The following is a 17,747-nucleotide window of genomic DNA, read 5'->3' as shown; positions in this document are numbered from 1 at the left end:
AGGTAGTGCTGCACTTTACTAATCGCTACCTATCTGAGCTAAGTGAAACCAGTTACCTTATTCACTGGGGCGAGGTTTTCCTCGGTTGCTAACTGGCTCAATTAGGCGGGAAGCGTACATTCGCGCTAAGCGCTTTTGGCGGCGCTCAGCCCGCGCAATAGCAATAACCGCGAGACGCAATTGGCCAAGCGGCTGCTTAGTGATGCCAAACAGCTGTCGTTTCCCACTCGGCTGGGAAGCCCATCTTGGTAGCGTCCACCTGGTATTCCCGAATTAGCGCCTCGACCTTCGCAGTAAAAGCGTTCCCTGGATTGAAGCACTGCAACAGGTGGTTGATGAGCGCCACCGCCCCGTACATCGTGGTGTTCGCGTCGTCAGGCATGTCCACGGCAAATTTGAACTGCTTGCGTGAGGGAATAGTTGGGCGGTCGGCCGAGAGAATTCTATTCCAGAGCCGGCCGTGGTGGGCACAGACATTGCGAACGTTAGCCAGCCAGAGAAACCACGTATCTAGGGTGGAAGGGGCCTGCTGAAATTCGGTAGCAATTTGCCGTTTTGTCTGGTCGGTTAATAAAGCTCTGAACAGGCGCGCAAGCTCCCCCAGCGATAAGGTTTCCAGTGCCATCTGCGAGGGTGGAAATGGCTCATCTGGATAATTCCGCTTGAATGTCTTCAGAAACAACTCTTTCGGCTGCTTGAACTCTTGCTGAAGTTTTTCTAGAAGCTCCTGCCACTGCCCTATATACTTTCTGTCAAACAAGTTTTCGTCGGTGTACCAGAAAAAGCCATGCTCCAGGCTGTAGTAGTTGGTCAGCTTGGCCCGCAGTACTACTTCCACGCGTTCCATATATTCCATGACAATTGCCCGCAGCTGCTTATCGAATTTATAAGCGCGTACGATGTCATCGAAGCTCGTGCCTTGCACGAAGCGGTGTGAGCGGTCAGCTAATTGCAAGGGGTACATGTAACCACTGAGTCGGTAATAGCCAATGCTATCCAGATACCGAGTCGCGCGCGCCTCGTCAGGGATAAGTAGGTTACGGCTCTTGAGCAGGGTCAGCATATCCGCACTGGAGAGCGGCTGCTTGCGGTACTGGTGGGACATGCTAGACCATATGAAACGGCAACGCCCCTAGCTGCTAAGCTAGAGGCGCTGTAATTTCGGTAAGAAAGCCCCGCAGATGCGCTTGCAAGCCTTGGCGTGCGGGGGATTAATGAGACAAAGGTACGAAATTTCGCCCGAATTCGGGCGATTTCGTTTAGTGAAAAAATCAGGTCTCACATGCAAGTGCCTTCAAACAAGGTATTTATACTCTTGATTTTGCACTATCTCTCTATTTTTATTCATAAAATTTAGGGGCAGGATATTTTCTGTTTTACCAAAAGTTTTTTCTTCGTTTATTAGCTCTCAGTAAGGAGTATTACTCACTACTGAAAGGTCTTGAAAAGAAGTTTTACCTCTAAAAACCATTCGTCATTATGGGCCTCAAACCTGGACCAAAACCAAACAAAGAAGACGGCACACCCGACAGAAGAAGACGGGTTGACCCACCGAACGCACCGAAACACCCCGATTTGAAGCCTCACAAGCATAAAAAAGGTGATTAACGGGCTCAGAGCAGCAAGCTAGTTCAAGCCATATCGTGCAAATTGCGCCTGCAATCCCGCAGATTCCACACCCTAAGAACCCTCGCACCAACTCCTGAAAGTTTAGTGCGAGGGTTCTTGTCTTCTATAAGCCAACTCACTGGGAGGTAGTCGAGCTAGGCGACCATGCCCAGCAACAGAAAGAGCAGGAAGCCCACGAAGAAAGACAGCGTGAGCAGTGGAGTTTCGGTTTCCTCGTGGGCCTCGGTTAGCAGTTCTTCAGTGACTAGGAAGAGCAGCGCCGCCAAGCCAAAAGAAAGCACAATTTCCAGTAGGTTGCCAGTAGCCCCGCGCAGCACCGTGTTTCCGATACCAGCTCCCACGAGCAGCATCAGGGAGGTGCCCGCCACGATGGCCACGGCCCGGCCTTTACTATGCCCGCCGTCGCGCAGCTCCACGGCCGTAGCCAAGCCTAGCGACAGCAGTTCAATGGTCAACGCGATGGCCAGTAAGGTGCCTTCTTTCGCGCCAGCGGCAAAGCCAATGCCGAGCAGCAGCCCATCAATGAGAATGTCGATGCCGATAGCCACCAGCAGGCCCCACGGTAGTGGCGACGCGCTGGGAGAACCCGTACCAACTGATGTTTCGGAGGTCGTTTCCTGCTGCTTTTCTAAGCGCTGGGTAAAGTAGCGCAAGCCAAGCATCGTGGCTACCCCAAGGCCAAAACCAATAGCTACTTCGTAGGGAGCGTGGTGCTGCACGATGTCGGGCAGCAGTTCCACGGCGACGACGGAGAAGATGACGCCAGCTGCGAAGTGAAGAATGGCACTGCGCAGTTTTGGGCCGGGCGCTCGCCACACAGCCAGCGCCGCCCCGGCAATCATGACGATAGCGGGCAGCAGCGAGAAACCTACTAAGGTCGTCCAGGGAGGCGTAACTGCCGTAGGAATAGTCAGTAGCATGAGGTTAGAATTTCATGCGCTGGATGCGCACGGCGTTGAGAATGGCCAGCAGGGCAACCCCCACATCGGCAAAGACGGCTTCCCACATCGTAGCCAGCCCACCCGCGCCCAGCGCCAGGACAACAGCCTTCACGGCAAAGGCCAGCCAGATATTCTGCCACACCACGTTATGCGTGGCACGGGCGATGCGACGGGCCGTGGCAATCTTGCTGGGGTGGTCGGTCTGAATCACCACATCGGCGGTTTCAATGGTGGCATCCGAGCCCAGGCCACCCATCGCAATGCCCACGTCGGCTAGGGCCACCACGGGCGCGTCGTTCACCCCGTCGCCCACGAAGGCCAGCTTGCGGCCCTCGCTCAGGTACTGCTGCACGTACCTGGCCTTGTCTTCGGGCAACAGGCCGCCGTGGGCTTCGGTGATGCCCAACTCCTTGGCCACGCGCTGCACGATGCTGTCCTTATCGCCGGAGAGCATGACGAGCTTGGTGATGCCGTCGGCTTTCAGCTCCCGGACGGCCTGGGCCGCGTCTTCCTTCGGGGCGTCGGCTACGGTGAGGTAGCCGGCGTACTTCCCGTCGATAGCGGCCACCACGATGCTGTCAGCTACCTGGTCTACTTCGGTTGGGTAGCCGACGTTGAACTTGCTTAACAGCTTGGTATTGCCGGCCAGTACGTCCCGGCCGTCTACCCGACCACGCAATCCGTGGCCGGCGATTTCCTCCACGTTTTCTACGGCTACGCCGGCAACTGCCTCCCCGACGTGGGCGACCACAGCGCGGGCAATGGGGTGGGTAGACTTGGTTTCCAACGCGCCAACCAGCCGCAGCAGCTGCGCGGGCTCAGTGCCGGGCGCGGGCTGCACCTGCTGCACGGCAAACACGCCCTTGGTCAGCGTGCCGGTCTTGTCCATCACGACGGTATCAATCTCGCGCAGCACGTCCAAAAAGTTGGAGCCCTTGAATAGGATGCCCGCCTTGGAGGCAGCCCCGATGCCGCCGAAGTAGCCTAGCGGAATGCTGACGACCAACGCGCAGGGGCAGGAAATGACCAGAAACACCAGCGCCCGGTAAAGCCAGTCGCGAAAAACATAATCGTGCACGACCAGCAGCGGCACCAGCACCAACAGCGTGGCCAGCCCCACCACGATGGGGGTGTACACTTTGGCGAACCGGGTGATGAACTGCTGGGTCTTGGCCTTGCGGCCCACCGCGTCCTGCACCATTGCCAGAATCTTGCTGAGCTTGGTATCCTGAAAGCCCGCCGTAACGGTCACTTGCACCAGGCTTTCGAGGTTAATCATGCCCGCCAGCACGGCTTCGCCCGGCTGCTTGGTTTGCGGGGCCGACTCGCCGGTTAGGGCGGCTGTGTTGAAGCTGGCGGCCGTCGCGTTCAGCGTCCCGTCGAGGGCTACTTTCTCGCCGGGCCTGATTTCCATTATATCCCCCACCTGCACGGCTTTAGGGTCAATGACTAGATTCTTGCCGCCCCGCACCACCGTCACTTCGGTAGCCTGAATTTCAAGCAGCGCCTTGATGCTGCGCTTGGCCCGGTTCACGGCCGCGTCCTGAAACAACTCGCCCACGGTATAGAAGAGCATGACGGCCACGCCTTCGGGGTATTCACCGATGGCAAACGCGCCGATGGTGGCGATGCTCATCAGCAGAAATTCGTTGAACACGTTGCCGCTGGGGATGCTGAGCACGGCGGCCTTGACCACGTTCCAGCCCACCAGCACGAAGGCCAGCCCATACCAGGCCGGCCGCACGTAGCCGGTAAAGAAGCCCGCTTGAAAGTGGTCCAGTGCCAGGCCGACCAGCAGCAGCACCAGGCTAATGCCGGGCAGTAGGTAGGGGTTAGCGCCGGCCGGGCCGTGGTCATGGTCGTGCTCCTCCTCCTCATCTAGGTCCAGTTCGCCGGAGTCATGGGAGTGCCCGGCGTGGCTATGGTCGTGGTGGTCGTGACCCGCCGGCTTGCCCTCGGCGGGAGCATGGTCGTGACCCGCGACATCGTGGCCCTGGGGCTCGGCCGCAGCTTGGGGCGTGAGATGCTCGCGGGTGAGCGCGCCCACATTGTCGAGGTTCACCTGCTTGGCGGTGTTCAGTTCCTCGTTGGTATTGGATGAAGTAGGGTCCGGCATATACAGTCTATACAAGAGTGTTAAGAGAAGAGAGAAGACGCTGGCCGGCTACCATTCCACGAAAAAGCCGGCGATGCCTACCCCCACGAGCACCGCCCCCGTCAGGCGGCGCTCGTAGCGGGCGATTCCGGCTAGGGGCAGGTGGTGCAGGCCCCGAAAGGCCACGGCGACCAGCACGCACATAGCGGCCACGGAGGCTACCAGGTACACGGCCATGAGCAGCGCCAGCACGAGTGGCCCCCGCGTGCCGGCCGTGAGAAAGAAAGTCTGCACTTCCAGGCAGGGAGCCAGAAACATGGTCAGGGCCAGGCCGAGCACGAAGTGCTTGCCCCGGCGCGAGGGGGTAGTCGGGTCGGGGTGCGCATGACCCGGCCCCGAAAGCGCGTAGAGCAGGCCAATGCCGATAAGCAGCGCCGGCGCAGCCCAAGCGGCCACCTGCGCAAAGTGGTCTGAAAGCCGCCAGCCCAGCAGCCCCAGGGCCAGGCCCAGCAGTACGGTACTCAGTACGTGGGCCAGGCCGGCTACTGCCGTCAGCCCCACCGCCCGGCGCAGGGGCCAGCGTTCAGCCCGCGCCACGGCCAGCACCGGAGCCCAGTGATTGGGGATAGCGGCGTGAAGCAGACTGAGCAGGAGGGTGCCGGTGAGTAGTTCGAGCATGAGCGGGCGCGGAATGGATTAGTCTTCGTCGGCCGTATTCTTGAGCTTGGCCAGCAGCGAATACGCACCCTTGACTACGAACGTCGTGGTAGCCGGCAGATTCGCCGGGCGCTTTACCTCCGTATAGCCGTCTTCGCTGCGGCCGGTAGGCAGGGCTATCATCCGGTAGGAGCCGGCCGGGCTAACCGGTATGAAGCCGTACGTCTGACCGGCGTAGCGTACCACGGCCGCCTCGGGCAGGGTAGGAACGGTGTTGCGGCCCGTTTCAATGGTAGCCCGCACGTAGAGGCCCGGCAGCAAGGCCGGGTCGTTCTCCTGGTCGAGGTGGCCGTGCACCCGCACCGTGCGGTCGGGACCGTTGATGGCGCGGCTGATAAGGTAGACGCGGGCCGTGCGCTCGCGGCCCGCGGCCGAGTCGCTGGGCAGGGCGAAGCGGATGAGCTGGCCGGCCTGAATGCGCGGCACGTCCTTCTCAAACACCGATAGCTCGACGTGCAGGTGGGTGGGGTCTACCAGCTCAAACAGCGCATCGGCGGCCGTCACGCTTTGGCCTACCGTCACGTTCACCGCCCGCACGAACCCGCTGCGCGGGGCCCGCACGGCGGCCGTGCTCACGAGCTGGCCCCCGACCGGCAGGCCGGCCAGCCGCAGCCGGGCGGCCTGGGCCTGGGTTTGCACCCGCAAGGCATCGTATTCGGCCTGCGCCCGCTGGAAATTCTTTTGGGGCGCTACTTCCTGCTGGTAGAGTTCACGCTGGCGGTCCAGGTCGGCTTTGGCGTAGCGCAGGCGGCTAGTGGCTTCGAGGTAGTCCTGTTGCAGCTGCACGAACTCAGGATTGCGGATGATGGCCAGTACCTCCCCCTTGCGCACCCGCGAGCCTTGCAGCAGACTCGTGCTTTCCACGAAGCCGCCCAGGGGGGCAGCCACGGCCAGCGCGCTTTCGGGGGGCACGTCCAGCGTGCCGCTGACGGCCAGGCCAGTGCCCAGGGGGCGTTCTTCGAGGTGGCCCAGCGCCAGGCCCGCGGCCTGCTGCTCAGGGGCCGACAGGCGCACGACATCGGCCGGCGCGTCAGCCTCAGGTTTTTCAGTAGCCGCTTCGGCCTTCTCCGCCGTTTTCTCTTTGCCGCCCGACCCGCAGGCAGTAAGCAGCAGCGCGGTCAGCAAGGGAAGTCCCACCCGCCCGAGTCGTGACAACAGCAGGGGAGTAACTTGATTGAATGATGGAAGCATCAGGTGATAAAGCGTTGAATTATTGGGCGTCGCCGGCCAGCAGCGCGTCCAGTTCGATGACGGTTTGGTTATGGGCCAGCAGGGCGCTCAGGTAGTCGGTGCGCAGGCGCAGGGCGCGCTCCAGGTTGAGCAGATATTCCGCATAGCCGGTTTCGCCGGCCTTGAATGCCCGCGTGCTAAGGCGCACAAGCACGGCCGCTTGCGGCAGGCCCGTCTGCTCGTAGAAGCGCAGGCGCTCAATCTGCTCGCGGCGCTGGGCCAGCAACTCATCCAGGCGGCCAGCCAGCTCGGCGCGGTAGCGGGCGTAGCTGATTTGAGCCGTTTGCTCCTGCAAGCGGGCGGCCTGCACCCGCGCCTTTTGGGGGCGGCGGTACAGGGGCATCCCCACGGAGGCCTGCACGCCCTGAAAGCGGTCCCCAGGGCCATAGTCGCGCTCAGTGCCGCCGATACCGCCGATAGTTTGGGGACCCTTCAAGGACTGGTTGAAGTACCCCACCGTGAAGTCGGGTAGCCCCCGCGCTTGTTCCAGGCGGGTTTCCGCCCGGCGCTCCTGAATCTGTTGGGCCAGCACCCGCGCCTGGGGATTGGTTTGAAGTAACGCCGTATCGGCCAGGGCCGGGGCCGCTGCCGTAGCCGTATCCAGTGCTACGGCAGCAGTTGGCACTAGGGGGCGCAACACACTGTCCGCCACCGTCACGGGGCCGGCTTGTTGGAGCAGGGCTTGCAATTGCCGACGCGCCACGGCGTAGTCCGTGCGGGCCTGCCGCACCAAGACGCGGGTTTCACCCTTCTGCACCAGGGCCGTGGCGGGTTCGAGCCGGGCCACTTCGCCGGTTTTGAAGCGCAGGTTGGCCGCCCGCAGAAACTCCGCGTACAGGCTGTCCTGCCCGCGCAGGGTGCGCAGTCGATGGCGGGCGTACACGGCCTGCTCGTAGGCCAGGCGCACCTGCCGGCGTAGTTCTACCCGTGCCTGGGCGAGTTGCAATTCCCGCCCAGTCAATACCTGCCCCGCTACCCGCGCCGCGTTGCGGTACACGCCGGGCAGGGCCAAGGGCTGCACAATGGAAAACTGATTGTCTACCCGGTAGGTGTTGTACTGGCCGACCGAGCCGTTAAGGGTCGTTTTACTGAAATCCACGGCCCCGCGTCGCAGGGCTTGTTGCGCCTGCACGGCCCGCTGGGCGGTCTGTACGGTGCCCCCCGCGCCCAAGGCCTGCGTCACGGCCTGGGCCGAGTTCAGGGGCGAGCCAGCCGGGGGCAGCTGCACATCCTGACCCTGCACCCGGCCCGGCAGCAGGGTTGCTAGCCCCATGACCAGCAGTAAGCATACAGTCTGCGCAATAGTGGGGCGCGGCGTGCTCGCCGGGGGTGCCATCGACTTGGTCGCTCCTTTTTCACTCAGAGCATACAGCACTGGCAGCACCAGCAGCGTCAGCAGCGTGGCCGTGACCAGGCCGCCGATAACCACCGTGGCCAGGGGCCGCTGCACTTCCGCCCCCGCCGAGGTAGCCAGCGCCATCGGCAGAAAGCCTAGGGAGGCGACCGTGGCCGTCATCAGCACCGGCCGCAGCCGCACCTCCGTGCCCTTGCGAATGCGTTCATAGAGGTCGGTTACCCCTTCCGCTTTGAGCTGGTTGAAGTAGCCGATGAGCACGATGCCGTTGAGTACCGCCACCCCGAACAGGGCAATGAAGCCCACCCCGGCCGGGATGCTGAACGGCATACCCCGCAGACACAGGGCCAGCACCCCGCCAATGGCCGAGAGGGGAATGGCCGTGAAAATCAGCAGGGCCTGCTTGACCGAGTGGAACGTGAAGAAGAGCAGCACGAAAATGAGCCCCAGCGCCACCGGCACGGCAATGCTGAGCCGGTCGGTGGCCTCGCGTAGGTTCTCGAACTGCCCGCCGTAAGTGGTGTAGTAGCCCGGCGCAAACCGGACTTGCTGGCCTAAGCGCTGCTGCACTTCCCGCACCACCGTTTCCACGTCCCGGCCCCGCACGTTGAAGCCGACCGATACCCGGCGCTTGGTGTCGTCGCGCTGAATCTGGTTTGGCCCCTCGACCAAGGCCACGGTGGCCACCTGCTCCAATGGCACCTGCTGGCCGGTGGGGGTTGCGATAAAGAGCTGGCGCACGCTGTTGATGTCCCGCCGCAGGTCACTGCGCAGGCGCAGCACCAAGTCGTAGCGCCGCTCCTGCTCAAATACCTGCCCGGCCGTCTGGCCAGCGAAGGCGGTTTGCACCGTGCGGTTTACTTCGCCCACGCTCAGCCCGAAGCGAGCCAGGCGGGCGCGGTCGAGGCGCACCACGATTTGGGGCAGGCCGGTGACCTGCTCCACGTACACGTCTTCGGCCCCCGGCACCCGGCGCACCACGGCCCCGGCTTGGCGGGCGTAGTCGGCCAGCTGGGTGAGGTCTTCGCCGAAAATCTTGAGTACCACGTCCTGCTTAGCGCCCGAAATCAGCTCATTGAAGCGCATCTGGATGGGCTGCTGAAAGCCGAAGGTGACGCCGGGAATGATGCCCACGGCGGCGGCCATCTGCTCGGCTAGGTCGGCTTGGTTGTCGGCTTTTTTCCACTTAGCCTGGGGCCGGAGAATAACCATTACGTCGGCTGCTTCGACCGGCATGGGGTCGGTGGGAATCTCGGCCGCGCCGACTTTGGCCACTACTTCCTTGACCTCATCGGGAAACTGCCGCTTGAGAATGCCGGCCGCCTGCTGGCTTTTCTCGACGGTGTATTCCAGCGACGAGCCGGGCAACGTGCGCAGCTCCACTGCGAAATCGCCCTCCGCCAGCTGAGGAATGAATTCCCCGCCCAGGGTGCGGAATAGCAGAAACGCCCCTACTAACAGGGCGACGGCCGAGCCAAGGACGATGGTTTTGTGACGCAGCGCGCCCGCCACCAGCGGGTCGTAGCGTCGGGTAAGCCAGCCCAGCAGCCGGTCGGAGATGGTGACTTTCGGGTCCGCGTTGCGACTCAGCGCCAGCGCCGACATCATGGGCACGTAGGTAAGCGAGAGGATAAAGGCCCCCAGAATGGCGAAGGCCACGGTCTGGGCCATCGGCCGGAACATGCGCCCTTCAATGCCGGCCAGCGCCAGCAAGGGCAGGTATACGATAAGGATGATGATTTCCCCGAAGGCGGCCGAGGAGCGGATTTTGCTCGCGGCCTGGTAGGTTTCCTCGTCCATCTGCTCGCCCGAGAGCCGGCCCGTCAGCCCGGCCCCGCCGCCGTGCAGGCGGTGCACAATGGCCTCGACGATGATGACGGCTCCGTCCACAATAAGCCCGAAGTCAATGGCCCCGAGACTCATCAGGTTGCCCGAGACGCCGAACAGGCGCATCAGGCTGATGGCAAAGAGCATGGCCAACGGGATGACCGAGGCCACCACCAGCCCGGCCCGCCAGTTGCCCAGGAAGAGCACCAGCACGAATACGACGATGAGCGCGCCTTCGAGCAGGTTCTTTTGGACCGTGTGAATGGCGCGGCCCACCAGCTCCGACCGGTCCAGGTATACGTCCACTGTTACCCCCTTTGGCAACGTCTGGCGGATGGTGGCCATGCGCTGCTTGACGGCTCTAATCACGTCGTTGGCGTTGGCCCCTTTTAGCATGAGCACGATGCCTCCGGTTACTTCCCCCTCCTGGTTGCGGGTCATGGCCCCATAGCGCACGGCTGAGCCCAGCTGCACGGTGGCCACGTCGCGCACCAGCACGGGCAGGCCGTTTTGGGTGGTGCGCACCACGATGTTGCCGATGTCGGCCGGGGTTTGAGCCAGCCCCTCGGTGCGGATATAGTAGGCCGTGGGACTGCGGTCGATGTAGGCCCCGCCCGCGTTCTGGTTGCCCTGGCTGACGGCCTGGTACACCTGGTCCACGGTCACCCCGGCCGCTTGCAGGCGCTGGGGGTCCAGGGCTACTTCGTACTGTTTGAGCAGCCCGCCAAAGCTGCTCACGTCGGCCACGCCGGGCGTACCCAGCAGCTGCCGCCGCACTATCCAGTCCTGAATGGTGCGCAGCTCGCGGGCGTCGTACTGCTTTTCGTAGCCCGGCTCGGCCCGCACCAGGTATTGGTAGACCTCGCCCAGGCCGGTGGAAACCGGCGACAGCTCGGGCCGCCCGATGCCGGCCGGAATCTGGCTTTCGGCTTCCAACAGCCGCTCGCTGACTTGCTGGCGCGCCCAGTAAATATCAGTTTTATCTTCAAAAACGATGGTTACGACCGAGAGGCCGAAGCGCGAGAACGAGCGCACCTCCTGGCGGCCAGGAATGGTGGCCACGCTCTGCTCGATGGGAAAGGACACGAGCCGCTCGATGTCGCCGGCTGCTAGCGAAGGAGCCACCGTGTAGACCACCACCTGATTCGTGGTGATGTCGGGCACCGCGTCGATGGGCAGGTGCGTGAGCGAGTAGCCGCCCCAGGCCACCAGGGCCAGGGTCAACAGCCCGATAAGTAGTTTATTGTGGATGGAGAAATGAATCAGCCGGTCGAACATGAAGCCGCTGGGGAGTAAAAAGCCTGACCATAGGAAAGACTTTCCGGCGCGCTCAGCCTTGGCTACCAAGTGAATAGCACGCGAACGCACGGCAGCCAGCCCCGCGTTTGGCAGGGCCGGCCGCAAGAGCCGGAAAGCAAGAAATGGTTAGGCCCCCTGGGGCGGCTGCCACGGAGTGACCGGGGCGCGGGTCTGCACGGCAGGCACGTTCCGCACGCTGAAGCGCTGCGCCGAGTAGGGCGCTACCGGCCGGGCGATGAAGGCCAGGGCCGGAACGGCGGGCATGGCGAAGCCCGCGCAGCAGTGGCACTGGCACAAAGGCGAGCACCAATCGATGCCCCCCTGGGAGGTGCCTCCGTCGTGGTGCGCGGCCCGCACGATAGTCCCCTGCACGAGCGTGGCGCTCGGCTCCACATCGGAGCAGGGCAGGCAGCCGAGCACCGAAAAGTAAAGAGCAAAGAGTAGAGCCAGGACGCGCATTGGGGCAAAGGTACGGAAAGGAGGTAAGTCTTATGGTTCCTAAACTCTGAAAAATCCGACTCAGCCTGAAAATGCCTCGCGGGCTTTTTTTACTCCTTATAATAAGGAGTGCGCCGATGTGGACCCGGCCGTCTGGTTTGGTTGCTATAGACCGGGCTCTTTTGCCCCGAAGCCATCTATAGCAGGGCTGCCAGTTTATCGGCACTGGCCTTCAGTTGAACCTGCCGGAAGTTGTCCAAGACCTGGGTGACCGTTCGGGGCGGATTCTTTAGAAAAGAAACTTGCTGCCGGAAAGCGACCCGCGCCGGCTCTGGATTCAGGTCGATTAGATTGGTGGTAATAACAGCGGGATGCTGGGCCCCGATATCGAACTGGGCCAGCTGGTGCGCCGGAAAATCTTTGAGATTGGCCGTGACGATTATTGTGGCCTGGCACCGCATGGCGGCAGCCAGAATATGTCGGTCGTCCGGGTCAGGTAAATCCAGCGCGGCAAGGAGTGGCTCATCCTGCTTAACCTCGGCAGCTGGAAAAGCCGCCCGCAGTGCCGCGACAGTTTTTTGCAATTGCCCCGCGTTGAGGTCAGCACGGTTTTTAAGCAGGTGGCGCGTCCATTCATCCGGGATGCGGGCGGTCCATTTGGGCGTGTACAAGCCGAAGGAAGCCAGCTGTAGGAGCAGGCCCCGGATGGGCGCTGGGTACAGGGCGCACGCATCCAGCAAGGCAATGAGCCGGGGGAAGGAATCATTCGTAGCCCAGACTCAATTCCTGCGCCTGCTGCGCTAAAAACCGGAGCTGCTGCCGACGCTGCTCGGCCTGCTGGGCTTCGTACTGCAACAGGTCTTGCAGCAGCACCCGCCGATGGCTACCCACCTTTTTAAAGGGCAGCACGCCCTGCTCCAGCATTTTGACCAAGTGGGGCTGGGAAACGTGGAGCATGTCGGCAGCCTGCTGCGTGCTCAGCTCAGCAGCCGAAGGAACAAGCGCAATAGCTTTCCCCTCGGCCATGCTCGACAGAATGAAGCTGAGTAGCTCTAGGGCCTTGCGCGGAATGGTAATGTCCTCGTCACGCCCTGGCAGCCGGATTTTAACTCGGTCCGTTCCTTCGGCCGCAATGGCCCGGGTGAAGCTAAACAAAGAATCCCTGGCTACGCGCTGGTCCTGCAAGGATAGGGTTTCAAGAATGGCTTTCATAATAGCAGCGTAAAGAATCAGGTGCAAACCTGCCAAACGAAATAAACGAAACAAAATTCTGCTTTCACTAGTCAATTCCGGCCCTATCCTGGCTCACGCGCTGCCGCTGGCTATCAGCAGCGTCTACAGGGAAGCCCTACGTCGGGCAAAGGTGGGGCAAGCCAAGCGCGGGAATGCCCAATAAGCACAGCACTTCCGCTAATGAATGGGAGCCAAAACGCCTAGAAGTGCTCCCTATTACCGGGAGCGCTCACCAGGCGCTGGCGAAATAAAAAGCAAACCGTATTTTAAAGCAGTACCCTCAAAAACAAGCTAATAGCGGACACGCTTTCCAAATTTGAACACCTAACCAATCGACCTGTTAAGCAAGCTGCTTGCTTTTGGGCCAGGCACCTGTTCAGGGGCCGTATTTTAGTGCCTTATTTCTCGTTTTCCGCGCCTTATGTCTGCTTTTACTCCGGCGCACCCGGCTGCTATGCCGGCTTCCGACGACCTGCTGGAAGTGCTGTTCAACGTCTCGATGACGGGTGTTATCTTCTTCCAGCCCGTGTTCGCGGCCGACGGAGTTGAAATCGTGGACTTTACCTACGTGCGGCTCAACGCCGCCGCGCAGCAGATGCTCCAGCTGCCCGAGCGGCCCGAGCAGTCGTTTCTGGACCTTTACCCCGATGCCCCGCCCACCGGCGTCTTCGACTTCTATTGCCAGGCGTTCCGGTCGCGTGAGGGCCAGCCGCACCAGCTCAACTACCCGCACGACGGGCTCGACGCCTATTTCTACCTGGCGGCGCGGCGCAGCGGGGCGCTGCTGGTCGTCAGCTTTACCGATACCAACAACCAGCCCCGCCCGGCGGTGGAAGAGGCCCTGCGCCAGGCCCAGGCCCGCGAGCAGGCCGCTCGCGCCGAGGCCGAAGCCCGGCAGCGCGAGCGGCGGGCGGTGTTTGAGCAGGCCCCGCTGGCCCTGGCCCTGCTGCAAGGCCCCACGCACGTGGTGGAGTTTGCCAATGAGCGCATGGCCCGGATATGGGACCGGCCCCAGCGTTTCACGCAGCTTGGGACCATCGAAAGGCAGGCCTTGCAGCGGGTCGAGCAGGCATAGGTCAGCCCCGCCCATCGCCAGCGGCAACAGCCCCAAGGCGGCCAGACCCCAGTTTTTGCGGGCCTGCACCAGACCGGCCCCAATCAGCGCGGTGCCGATGGCAACGCGGGCCGCACGGCCCTGGGGAGAGGCAACCAGAAGCAGGAAATTGTCTATAATGGCCAGTAAACAAGAATCGGCGCTTACTTAAAATTTCCCCTTTTATGTTGTGTAAACGCAACATACTGCCTAATTTCAGGCCGGTTTATTGCGTTTGTACAACATAAATTGGTATAGTCTTTCTGATACGGCCATCCTGCGGGAAGTCGGCACCAGCCTGCGGCAGATTCGGCTCAATCGCAACCAGTCTCAGCAGGCCGTGCTACGGCGGCGGGCATCGACCGGGCCACGCTCAGCCTGTGGGGCAGCCGGTAGGGGTAGTCAGCTGGGATGCCGACCGGGCCCGCGCCACGTTCGCCTACGAGCCCGCCTTCATTCGGTCGCGGCTAGAGGTGGCGCCTTTACAAATGCCGCTGACGTGCGGGGCCGATACAGTGTACGCCTTTCCGCGCCTCAACCCCGAGACGTTCCACGGCTTGCCGGGCCTGCTGGCCGATTCGCTACCCGACCGCTTTGGCAACCAGTTGATTGATGCCTGGCTGGCCCTACAAGGCCGCAGCCCCGAAGGCTTTTCGCCGGTGGAGCGTCTGTGCTACACGGCCAACCGGGGCATGGGCGCGCTGGAATTTGAGCCGGCGCTGAAAAGCGGGGCGACTACCGGCTCGGAAGCGGTCGAAACAGCGGCCCTCGTTGAACTGGCGCAGCAAGTGCTTGACCAGCGGGAAGGCCTGCACGTCAACCTGCGCCACGAGTCGACCGAGGCGCTGGCCGCCCTGCTGGCCGTGGGTACATCGGCCGGCGGCGCCCGCCCCAAGGCGCTGATTGCCTATAACGACGCCACGGGCGAAGTGCGCTCGGGCCAGGTGACGGCCCCGGCAGACTTCGGCTACTGGCTGCTGAAGCTGGATGGGGTGCGTGACCAGGTAGTAGCTGACCCTCAAGATTTTGGGCGGGTGGAATACGCCTATTACCACATGGCCATCGCCAGCGGCCTCGACATGACGGAGTGCCGCCTGTACGAGGAGAATGAGCGGGCACACTTCATGACGCGCCGCTTTGACCGCACGGCGACGGGCGAAAAGCTGCACGCCCAGACGCTGTGCGCCCTCGGCCACTTCGACTACAACCAGCCCGCCACCTACTCTTACGAGCAGGCCTTTCAGGTGCTACGCCAACTGCGCCTGCCCTACCCGGCCGCCGAGCAGCTGTTTCGCCGAATGGTCTTCAACATTGTGGCCCGCAACCAGGACGACCACACCAAGAATATTTCGTTCCTGATGGATGCGGCGGGCCAGTGGCAGCTGGCTCCGGCGTATGATGTGGCGTATTCTTACAAGCCCGGCAACCGCTGGCTGATGCAACACCAGCTATCGGCCAACGGCAAGCGCGACCACTTCACGCGGGCGGATTTGCGCCATGTAGCCAGGGAGATGAACGTGCGCCGGGCAGATGAGCTGGTGGATGAGATACTGGCGCAGGTAGCCCACTGGCCGGCGTTTGCCGCCGCTGCCGGCGTAGCCGAAGGGCGGGTGGCTGAAATTGGCGCGGCGCACCGGCAACTACGTTGAGAGAAGCCTGTTTAACCCGTTAGCTGTTCGCGTAGCAAGCACGAAAAAGGCCGTTTGAGCTACCAAAAAATCCTTCTTCGGTCGGCCTTTCTCCGGTTGCCCTAGCCCTGGCCCTACCTTTGGCCCATGCGTACCGGTCGGCCGTTTTCAGCAAACCAATCCGCCCGGCCCCTGGTGGCGGGGCCAGTGATTGCGTTGGCTTGGCTGCTGTTCAGCGGCTTTATGGTGCTGCTGATTTTTGGGCAAAACCTCTCGGCCGGCACGCCCACCAACTGGGGCGAGGCGCTGGGCGGGCGCTTGCTACATGGCCTGATTTGGGGGCTGCTGACGCCGGTAGTATTCGCGCTGGCGGCCCGCTTCGACCTCACCGAGCGGCGGCGCTGGTTGCCCAAGCTGCTGGTGCACGCGGCGGCCAGCTACGGGCTCACCCTGACCTACCGCCTCGCGTATGCCGGGGCGATGGCTGCGGCCGGGGCCCTGCCGGGCGGCTTTTCGCTGGCCAGCGTGGTGGCCAATGCCAATAATTGGGTGCCCATTTACTGGATGCTGCTCTGCATTGCCTACGCGGTGCAGTACCGCGAGCGGTTTCGGGAGGGCCAGCTGCGGGCCGCCCAGCTCGAAACCCAGCTGGTGCAGGCCCAGTTGCAGGCCTTGAAAATGCAGCTCCAGCCCCATTTTCTGTTTAATTCGCTGAATGCGGTGTCGGCCCTGATGAGCGCCGACGTGAAGGCCGCCCGCCGGATGCTGGCCCAGCTCAGCCAGTTTTTGCGGCTGGTGCTCGACGGGGCCGACGCCCACGAAGTGACCCTGGCCCAGGAGCTGCACCTAACGCGCCTCTACCTCGAAATCGAGCAAACCCGCTTCCCCGACCGCCTGGCCGTGGCCTACGACATCGGCCCCGGCACCGAGGGCGCGCTGCTGCCCGCCCTGCTCTTACAGCCGGTGGTGGAAAACGCCGTGCGCCACGGCCTGGCTCCGCAGGCGGGGGCGGGAGAGTTGGCCATCAGCGCCCGGCGGGCCGGCACCCGCCTGCTGGTGCAGGTGGAGGACAACGGCCGGGGCACCGCCGACACCGCCGCCCGCGGCATCGGCCTGCGCAACCTCGAAAGCCGCCTGGCCACCCGCTACGGCCCCGACTACGCCGTGGCCGTGGACACGGCCCCCGGCCAGGGCTACTGCCTGCGGCTGTCGCTGCCCTTCGTGGCCGCCGCGCCGGCCGCCCAACCCCTCGCCACGGCATGAGCGCTAGCATCCGCACCCTGCTGGTCGACGATGAGCCGCTGGCCCGCCACTTGCTGCGCGAGCTGCTGGCCGACTTTCCCACCCTAGTCGTGGCCGGCGAGTGTGCCAACGGCCCCGAGGCCCTGGCCGCGCTGCAAGCCGGCGACTATGACGTGGTGTTTCTGGACGTGCAGATGCCCGGCCTCGACGGGGTGCAGGTGCTGCAACAGCTGCGGACTGCCGGCCAGCCCCTGCCCCTGGTGGTGTTCGTGACCGCCTACGACCAGTACGCCGTGGCGGCCTTCGGCCTGCACGCGGTCGATTACCTGCTTAAGCCCCTCGACCCCGACCGCTTTGCCGACTGCGTGCGCCGGGTGCAGCAGCAGCTAGCCCAGCGCGACAGCCACGCTGCCGGGGCCGACCTGGTGGCCCTGCTCCGCGCCTGGCCCCCGGCCGCCCCTCCCCCCCTGCCCGAGTACCAAGACCGCTTCCTGGTGAAGCAGCCGGAACGGCAGTTTTTCGTGCCCGCCGCCGACGTGTGCTACCTCGAAGCCACCAGCAGCGGCGTGCTGCTGCACTTGGCCGGGGCCACCCACCCCCTGCGGGCCACCCTGAGTCAGCTGGCCGAGCGCCTCGACCCGGCCCGGTTTCTGCGCATCCACCGCTCGGTTATCATTCACACCGAGCACATTGTGGAGTTTAAGCCATGGGCGCACGGCGAGTATCTGTTTAGGATGGCCAATGGGCTGCACGTCACGTCCTCGCGCAGCTATAATGGGGTTATTCAGTTGTTTTTGAAGCGATTTGGGTGAGGGTAGGGCTCGCCCTCCGCGTTCACCCCACCCCCTAGCCCCCTCCCCTTCGGGAGAGGGGGGACTAGTTTTTAGTTCTAAAAATCTATTAAACAGCACTCTACATAGTAGAACTAGTCCCCCCTCTCCCGAAGGGGAGGGGGCTAGGGGGTGGGGTGAACGCGGAGGGCGACACCCCAAAAAAGCCCCTTCACCCCTCACAAAAGCCC

At 62.9% G+C, this 17,747-nt stretch carries 13 protein-coding genes; 4 read left to right on the top strand and 9 right to left on the bottom strand.

Annotation, left to right across the window (positions count from 1 at the left end; translation table 11 throughout):
• Positions 1 to 196: 196 nt before the first annotated feature.
• The 9 genes from VFO93_RS18940 to VFO93_RS18900 form a co-directional block, all read right to left on the bottom strand.
• Entirely contained in the window at positions 197 to 1,105 is a 909-nt protein-coding gene (locus tag VFO93_RS18940; RefSeq protein WP_325135951.1) for an Abi family protein, read from the bottom strand.
• 658 nt (positions 1,106 to 1,763) lie between these two features.
• Complete coding sequence (locus tag VFO93_RS18935; protein WP_232341663.1) at positions 1,764 to 2,549, bottom strand: ZIP family metal transporter; 786 nt, start codon at positions 2,547 to 2,549, stop codon at positions 1,764 to 1,766.
• A 4-nt stretch (positions 2,550 to 2,553) separates the two neighbouring features.
• Entirely contained in the window at positions 2,554 to 4,686 is a 2,133-nt protein-coding gene (locus tag VFO93_RS18930) for a heavy metal translocating P-type ATPase (protein ID WP_325135950.1), read from the bottom strand.
• 48 nt (positions 4,687 to 4,734) lie between these two features.
• Complete coding sequence (locus VFO93_RS18925) at positions 4,735 to 5,343, bottom strand: hypothetical protein (protein ID WP_157569779.1); 609 nt, start codon at positions 5,341 to 5,343, stop codon at positions 4,735 to 4,737.
• An 18-nt stretch (positions 5,344 to 5,361) separates the two neighbouring features.
• The gene (locus VFO93_RS18920; RefSeq protein ID WP_325135949.1) at positions 5,362 to 6,537 is read right to left on the bottom strand and encodes an efflux RND transporter periplasmic adaptor subunit; all 1,176 of its coding nucleotides are present in this window, start codon (positions 6,535 to 6,537) and stop codon (positions 5,362 to 5,364) included.
• A gap of 55 nt (positions 6,538 to 6,592) precedes the next feature.
• The gene (locus VFO93_RS18915; protein WP_325135948.1) at positions 6,593 to 11,071 is read right to left on the bottom strand and encodes a CusA/CzcA family heavy metal efflux RND transporter; all 4,479 of its coding nucleotides are present in this window, start codon (positions 11,069 to 11,071) and stop codon (positions 6,593 to 6,595) included.
• Between the two features lie 147 nt (positions 11,072 to 11,218).
• Entirely contained in the window at positions 11,219 to 11,551 is a 333-nt protein-coding gene (locus VFO93_RS18910; RefSeq protein WP_144853167.1) for a DUF6660 family protein, read from the bottom strand.
• Positions 11,552 to 11,727: 176 nt separating this feature from the next.
• Positions 11,728 to 12,270: a PIN domain-containing protein gene (locus VFO93_RS18905; RefSeq protein WP_157569774.1), complete on the bottom strand. Its 543-nt coding sequence runs from the start codon at positions 12,268 to 12,270 to the stop codon at positions 11,728 to 11,730.
• 22 nt (positions 12,271 to 12,292) lie between these two features.
• Positions 12,293 to 12,742: a helix-turn-helix domain-containing protein gene (locus tag VFO93_RS18900; RefSeq protein ID WP_144853171.1), complete on the bottom strand. Its 450-nt coding sequence runs from the start codon at positions 12,740 to 12,742 to the stop codon at positions 12,293 to 12,295.
• Positions 12,743 to 13,184: 442 nt separating this feature from the next.
• Here VFO93_RS18900 and VFO93_RS18895 point away from each other — a divergent pair, with 442 nt between their 5' ends.
• The 4 genes from VFO93_RS18895 to VFO93_RS18880 all read left to right on the top strand — a co-directional run bounded on the left by VFO93_RS18895 (position 13,185) and on the right by VFO93_RS18880 (position 17,538).
• On the top strand, positions 13,185 to 13,838 hold the full coding sequence (locus VFO93_RS18895) for a PAS domain-containing protein (RefSeq protein ID WP_157569772.1): 654 nt from the start codon (positions 13,185 to 13,187) through the stop codon (positions 13,836 to 13,838).
• A gap of 398 nt (positions 13,839 to 14,236) precedes the next feature.
• Positions 14,237 to 15,505: a type II toxin-antitoxin system HipA family toxin gene (locus tag VFO93_RS18890; RefSeq protein WP_317164954.1), complete on the top strand. Its 1,269-nt coding sequence runs from the start codon at positions 14,237 to 14,239 to the stop codon at positions 15,503 to 15,505.
• 126 nt (positions 15,506 to 15,631) lie between these two features.
• The gene (locus VFO93_RS18885) at positions 15,632 to 16,747 is read left to right on the top strand and encodes a sensor histidine kinase (RefSeq protein WP_325135946.1); all 1,116 of its coding nucleotides are present in this window, start codon (positions 15,632 to 15,634) and stop codon (positions 16,745 to 16,747) included.
• Positions 16,744 to 17,538 (top strand): LytTR family DNA-binding domain-containing protein, encoded by a 795-nt coding sequence (locus VFO93_RS18880; protein ID WP_325135945.1) that lies wholly within the window; start codon positions 16,744 to 16,746, stop codon positions 17,536 to 17,538. The genes VFO93_RS18885 and VFO93_RS18880 overlap by 4 nt, the downstream gene beginning before the upstream one ends.
• The last annotated feature ends 209 nt before the right edge of the window (positions 17,539 to 17,747 follow it).

The organism is Hymenobacter sp., from assembly GCF_035709525.1.
In the GTDB taxonomy this organism is placed as follows: domain Bacteria; phylum Bacteroidota; class Bacteroidia; order Cytophagales; family Hymenobacteraceae; genus Hymenobacter.
Note: the sequence above shows the minus strand (reverse complement) of the source record. Positions and strands in the feature narration are given on the sequence as shown.

Excerpts from the sequence above, each read along its gene's own strand:
- VFO93_RS18895 (WP_157569772.1), top strand. The coding sequence starts at position 13,185 with ATGTCTGCTTTTACTCCGGCGCACCCGGCTGCTATGCCGGCTTCCGAC.
- VFO93_RS18935 (WP_232341663.1), bottom strand. The coding sequence starts at position 2,549 with ATGCTACTGACTATTCCTACGGCAGTTACGCCTCCCTGGACGACCTTA.
- VFO93_RS18900 (WP_144853171.1), bottom strand. The coding sequence starts at position 12,742 with ATGAAAGCCATTCTTGAAACCCTATCCTTGCAGGACCAGCGCGTAGCC.
- VFO93_RS18910 (WP_144853167.1), bottom strand. The coding sequence starts at position 11,551 with ATGCGCGTCCTGGCTCTACTCTTTGCTCTTTACTTTTCGGTGCTCGGC.
- VFO93_RS18925 (WP_157569779.1), bottom strand. The coding sequence starts at position 5,343 with ATGCTCGAACTACTCACCGGCACCCTCCTGCTCAGTCTGCTTCACGCC.
- VFO93_RS18885 (WP_325135946.1), top strand. The coding sequence starts at position 15,632 with ATGCGTACCGGTCGGCCGTTTTCAGCAAACCAATCCGCCCGGCCCCTG.
- VFO93_RS18930 (WP_325135950.1), bottom strand. The coding sequence starts at position 4,686 with ATGCCGGACCCTACTTCATCCAATACCAACGAGGAACTGAACACCGCC.
- VFO93_RS18915 (WP_325135948.1), bottom strand. The coding sequence starts at position 11,071 with ATGTTCGACCGGCTGATTCATTTCTCCATCCACAATAAACTACTTATC.
- VFO93_RS18880 (WP_325135945.1), top strand. The coding sequence starts at position 16,744 with ATGAGCGCTAGCATCCGCACCCTGCTGGTCGACGATGAGCCGCTGGCC.
- VFO93_RS18940 (WP_325135951.1), bottom strand. The coding sequence starts at position 1,105 with ATGTCCCACCAGTACCGCAAGCAGCCGCTCTCCAGTGCGGATATGCTG.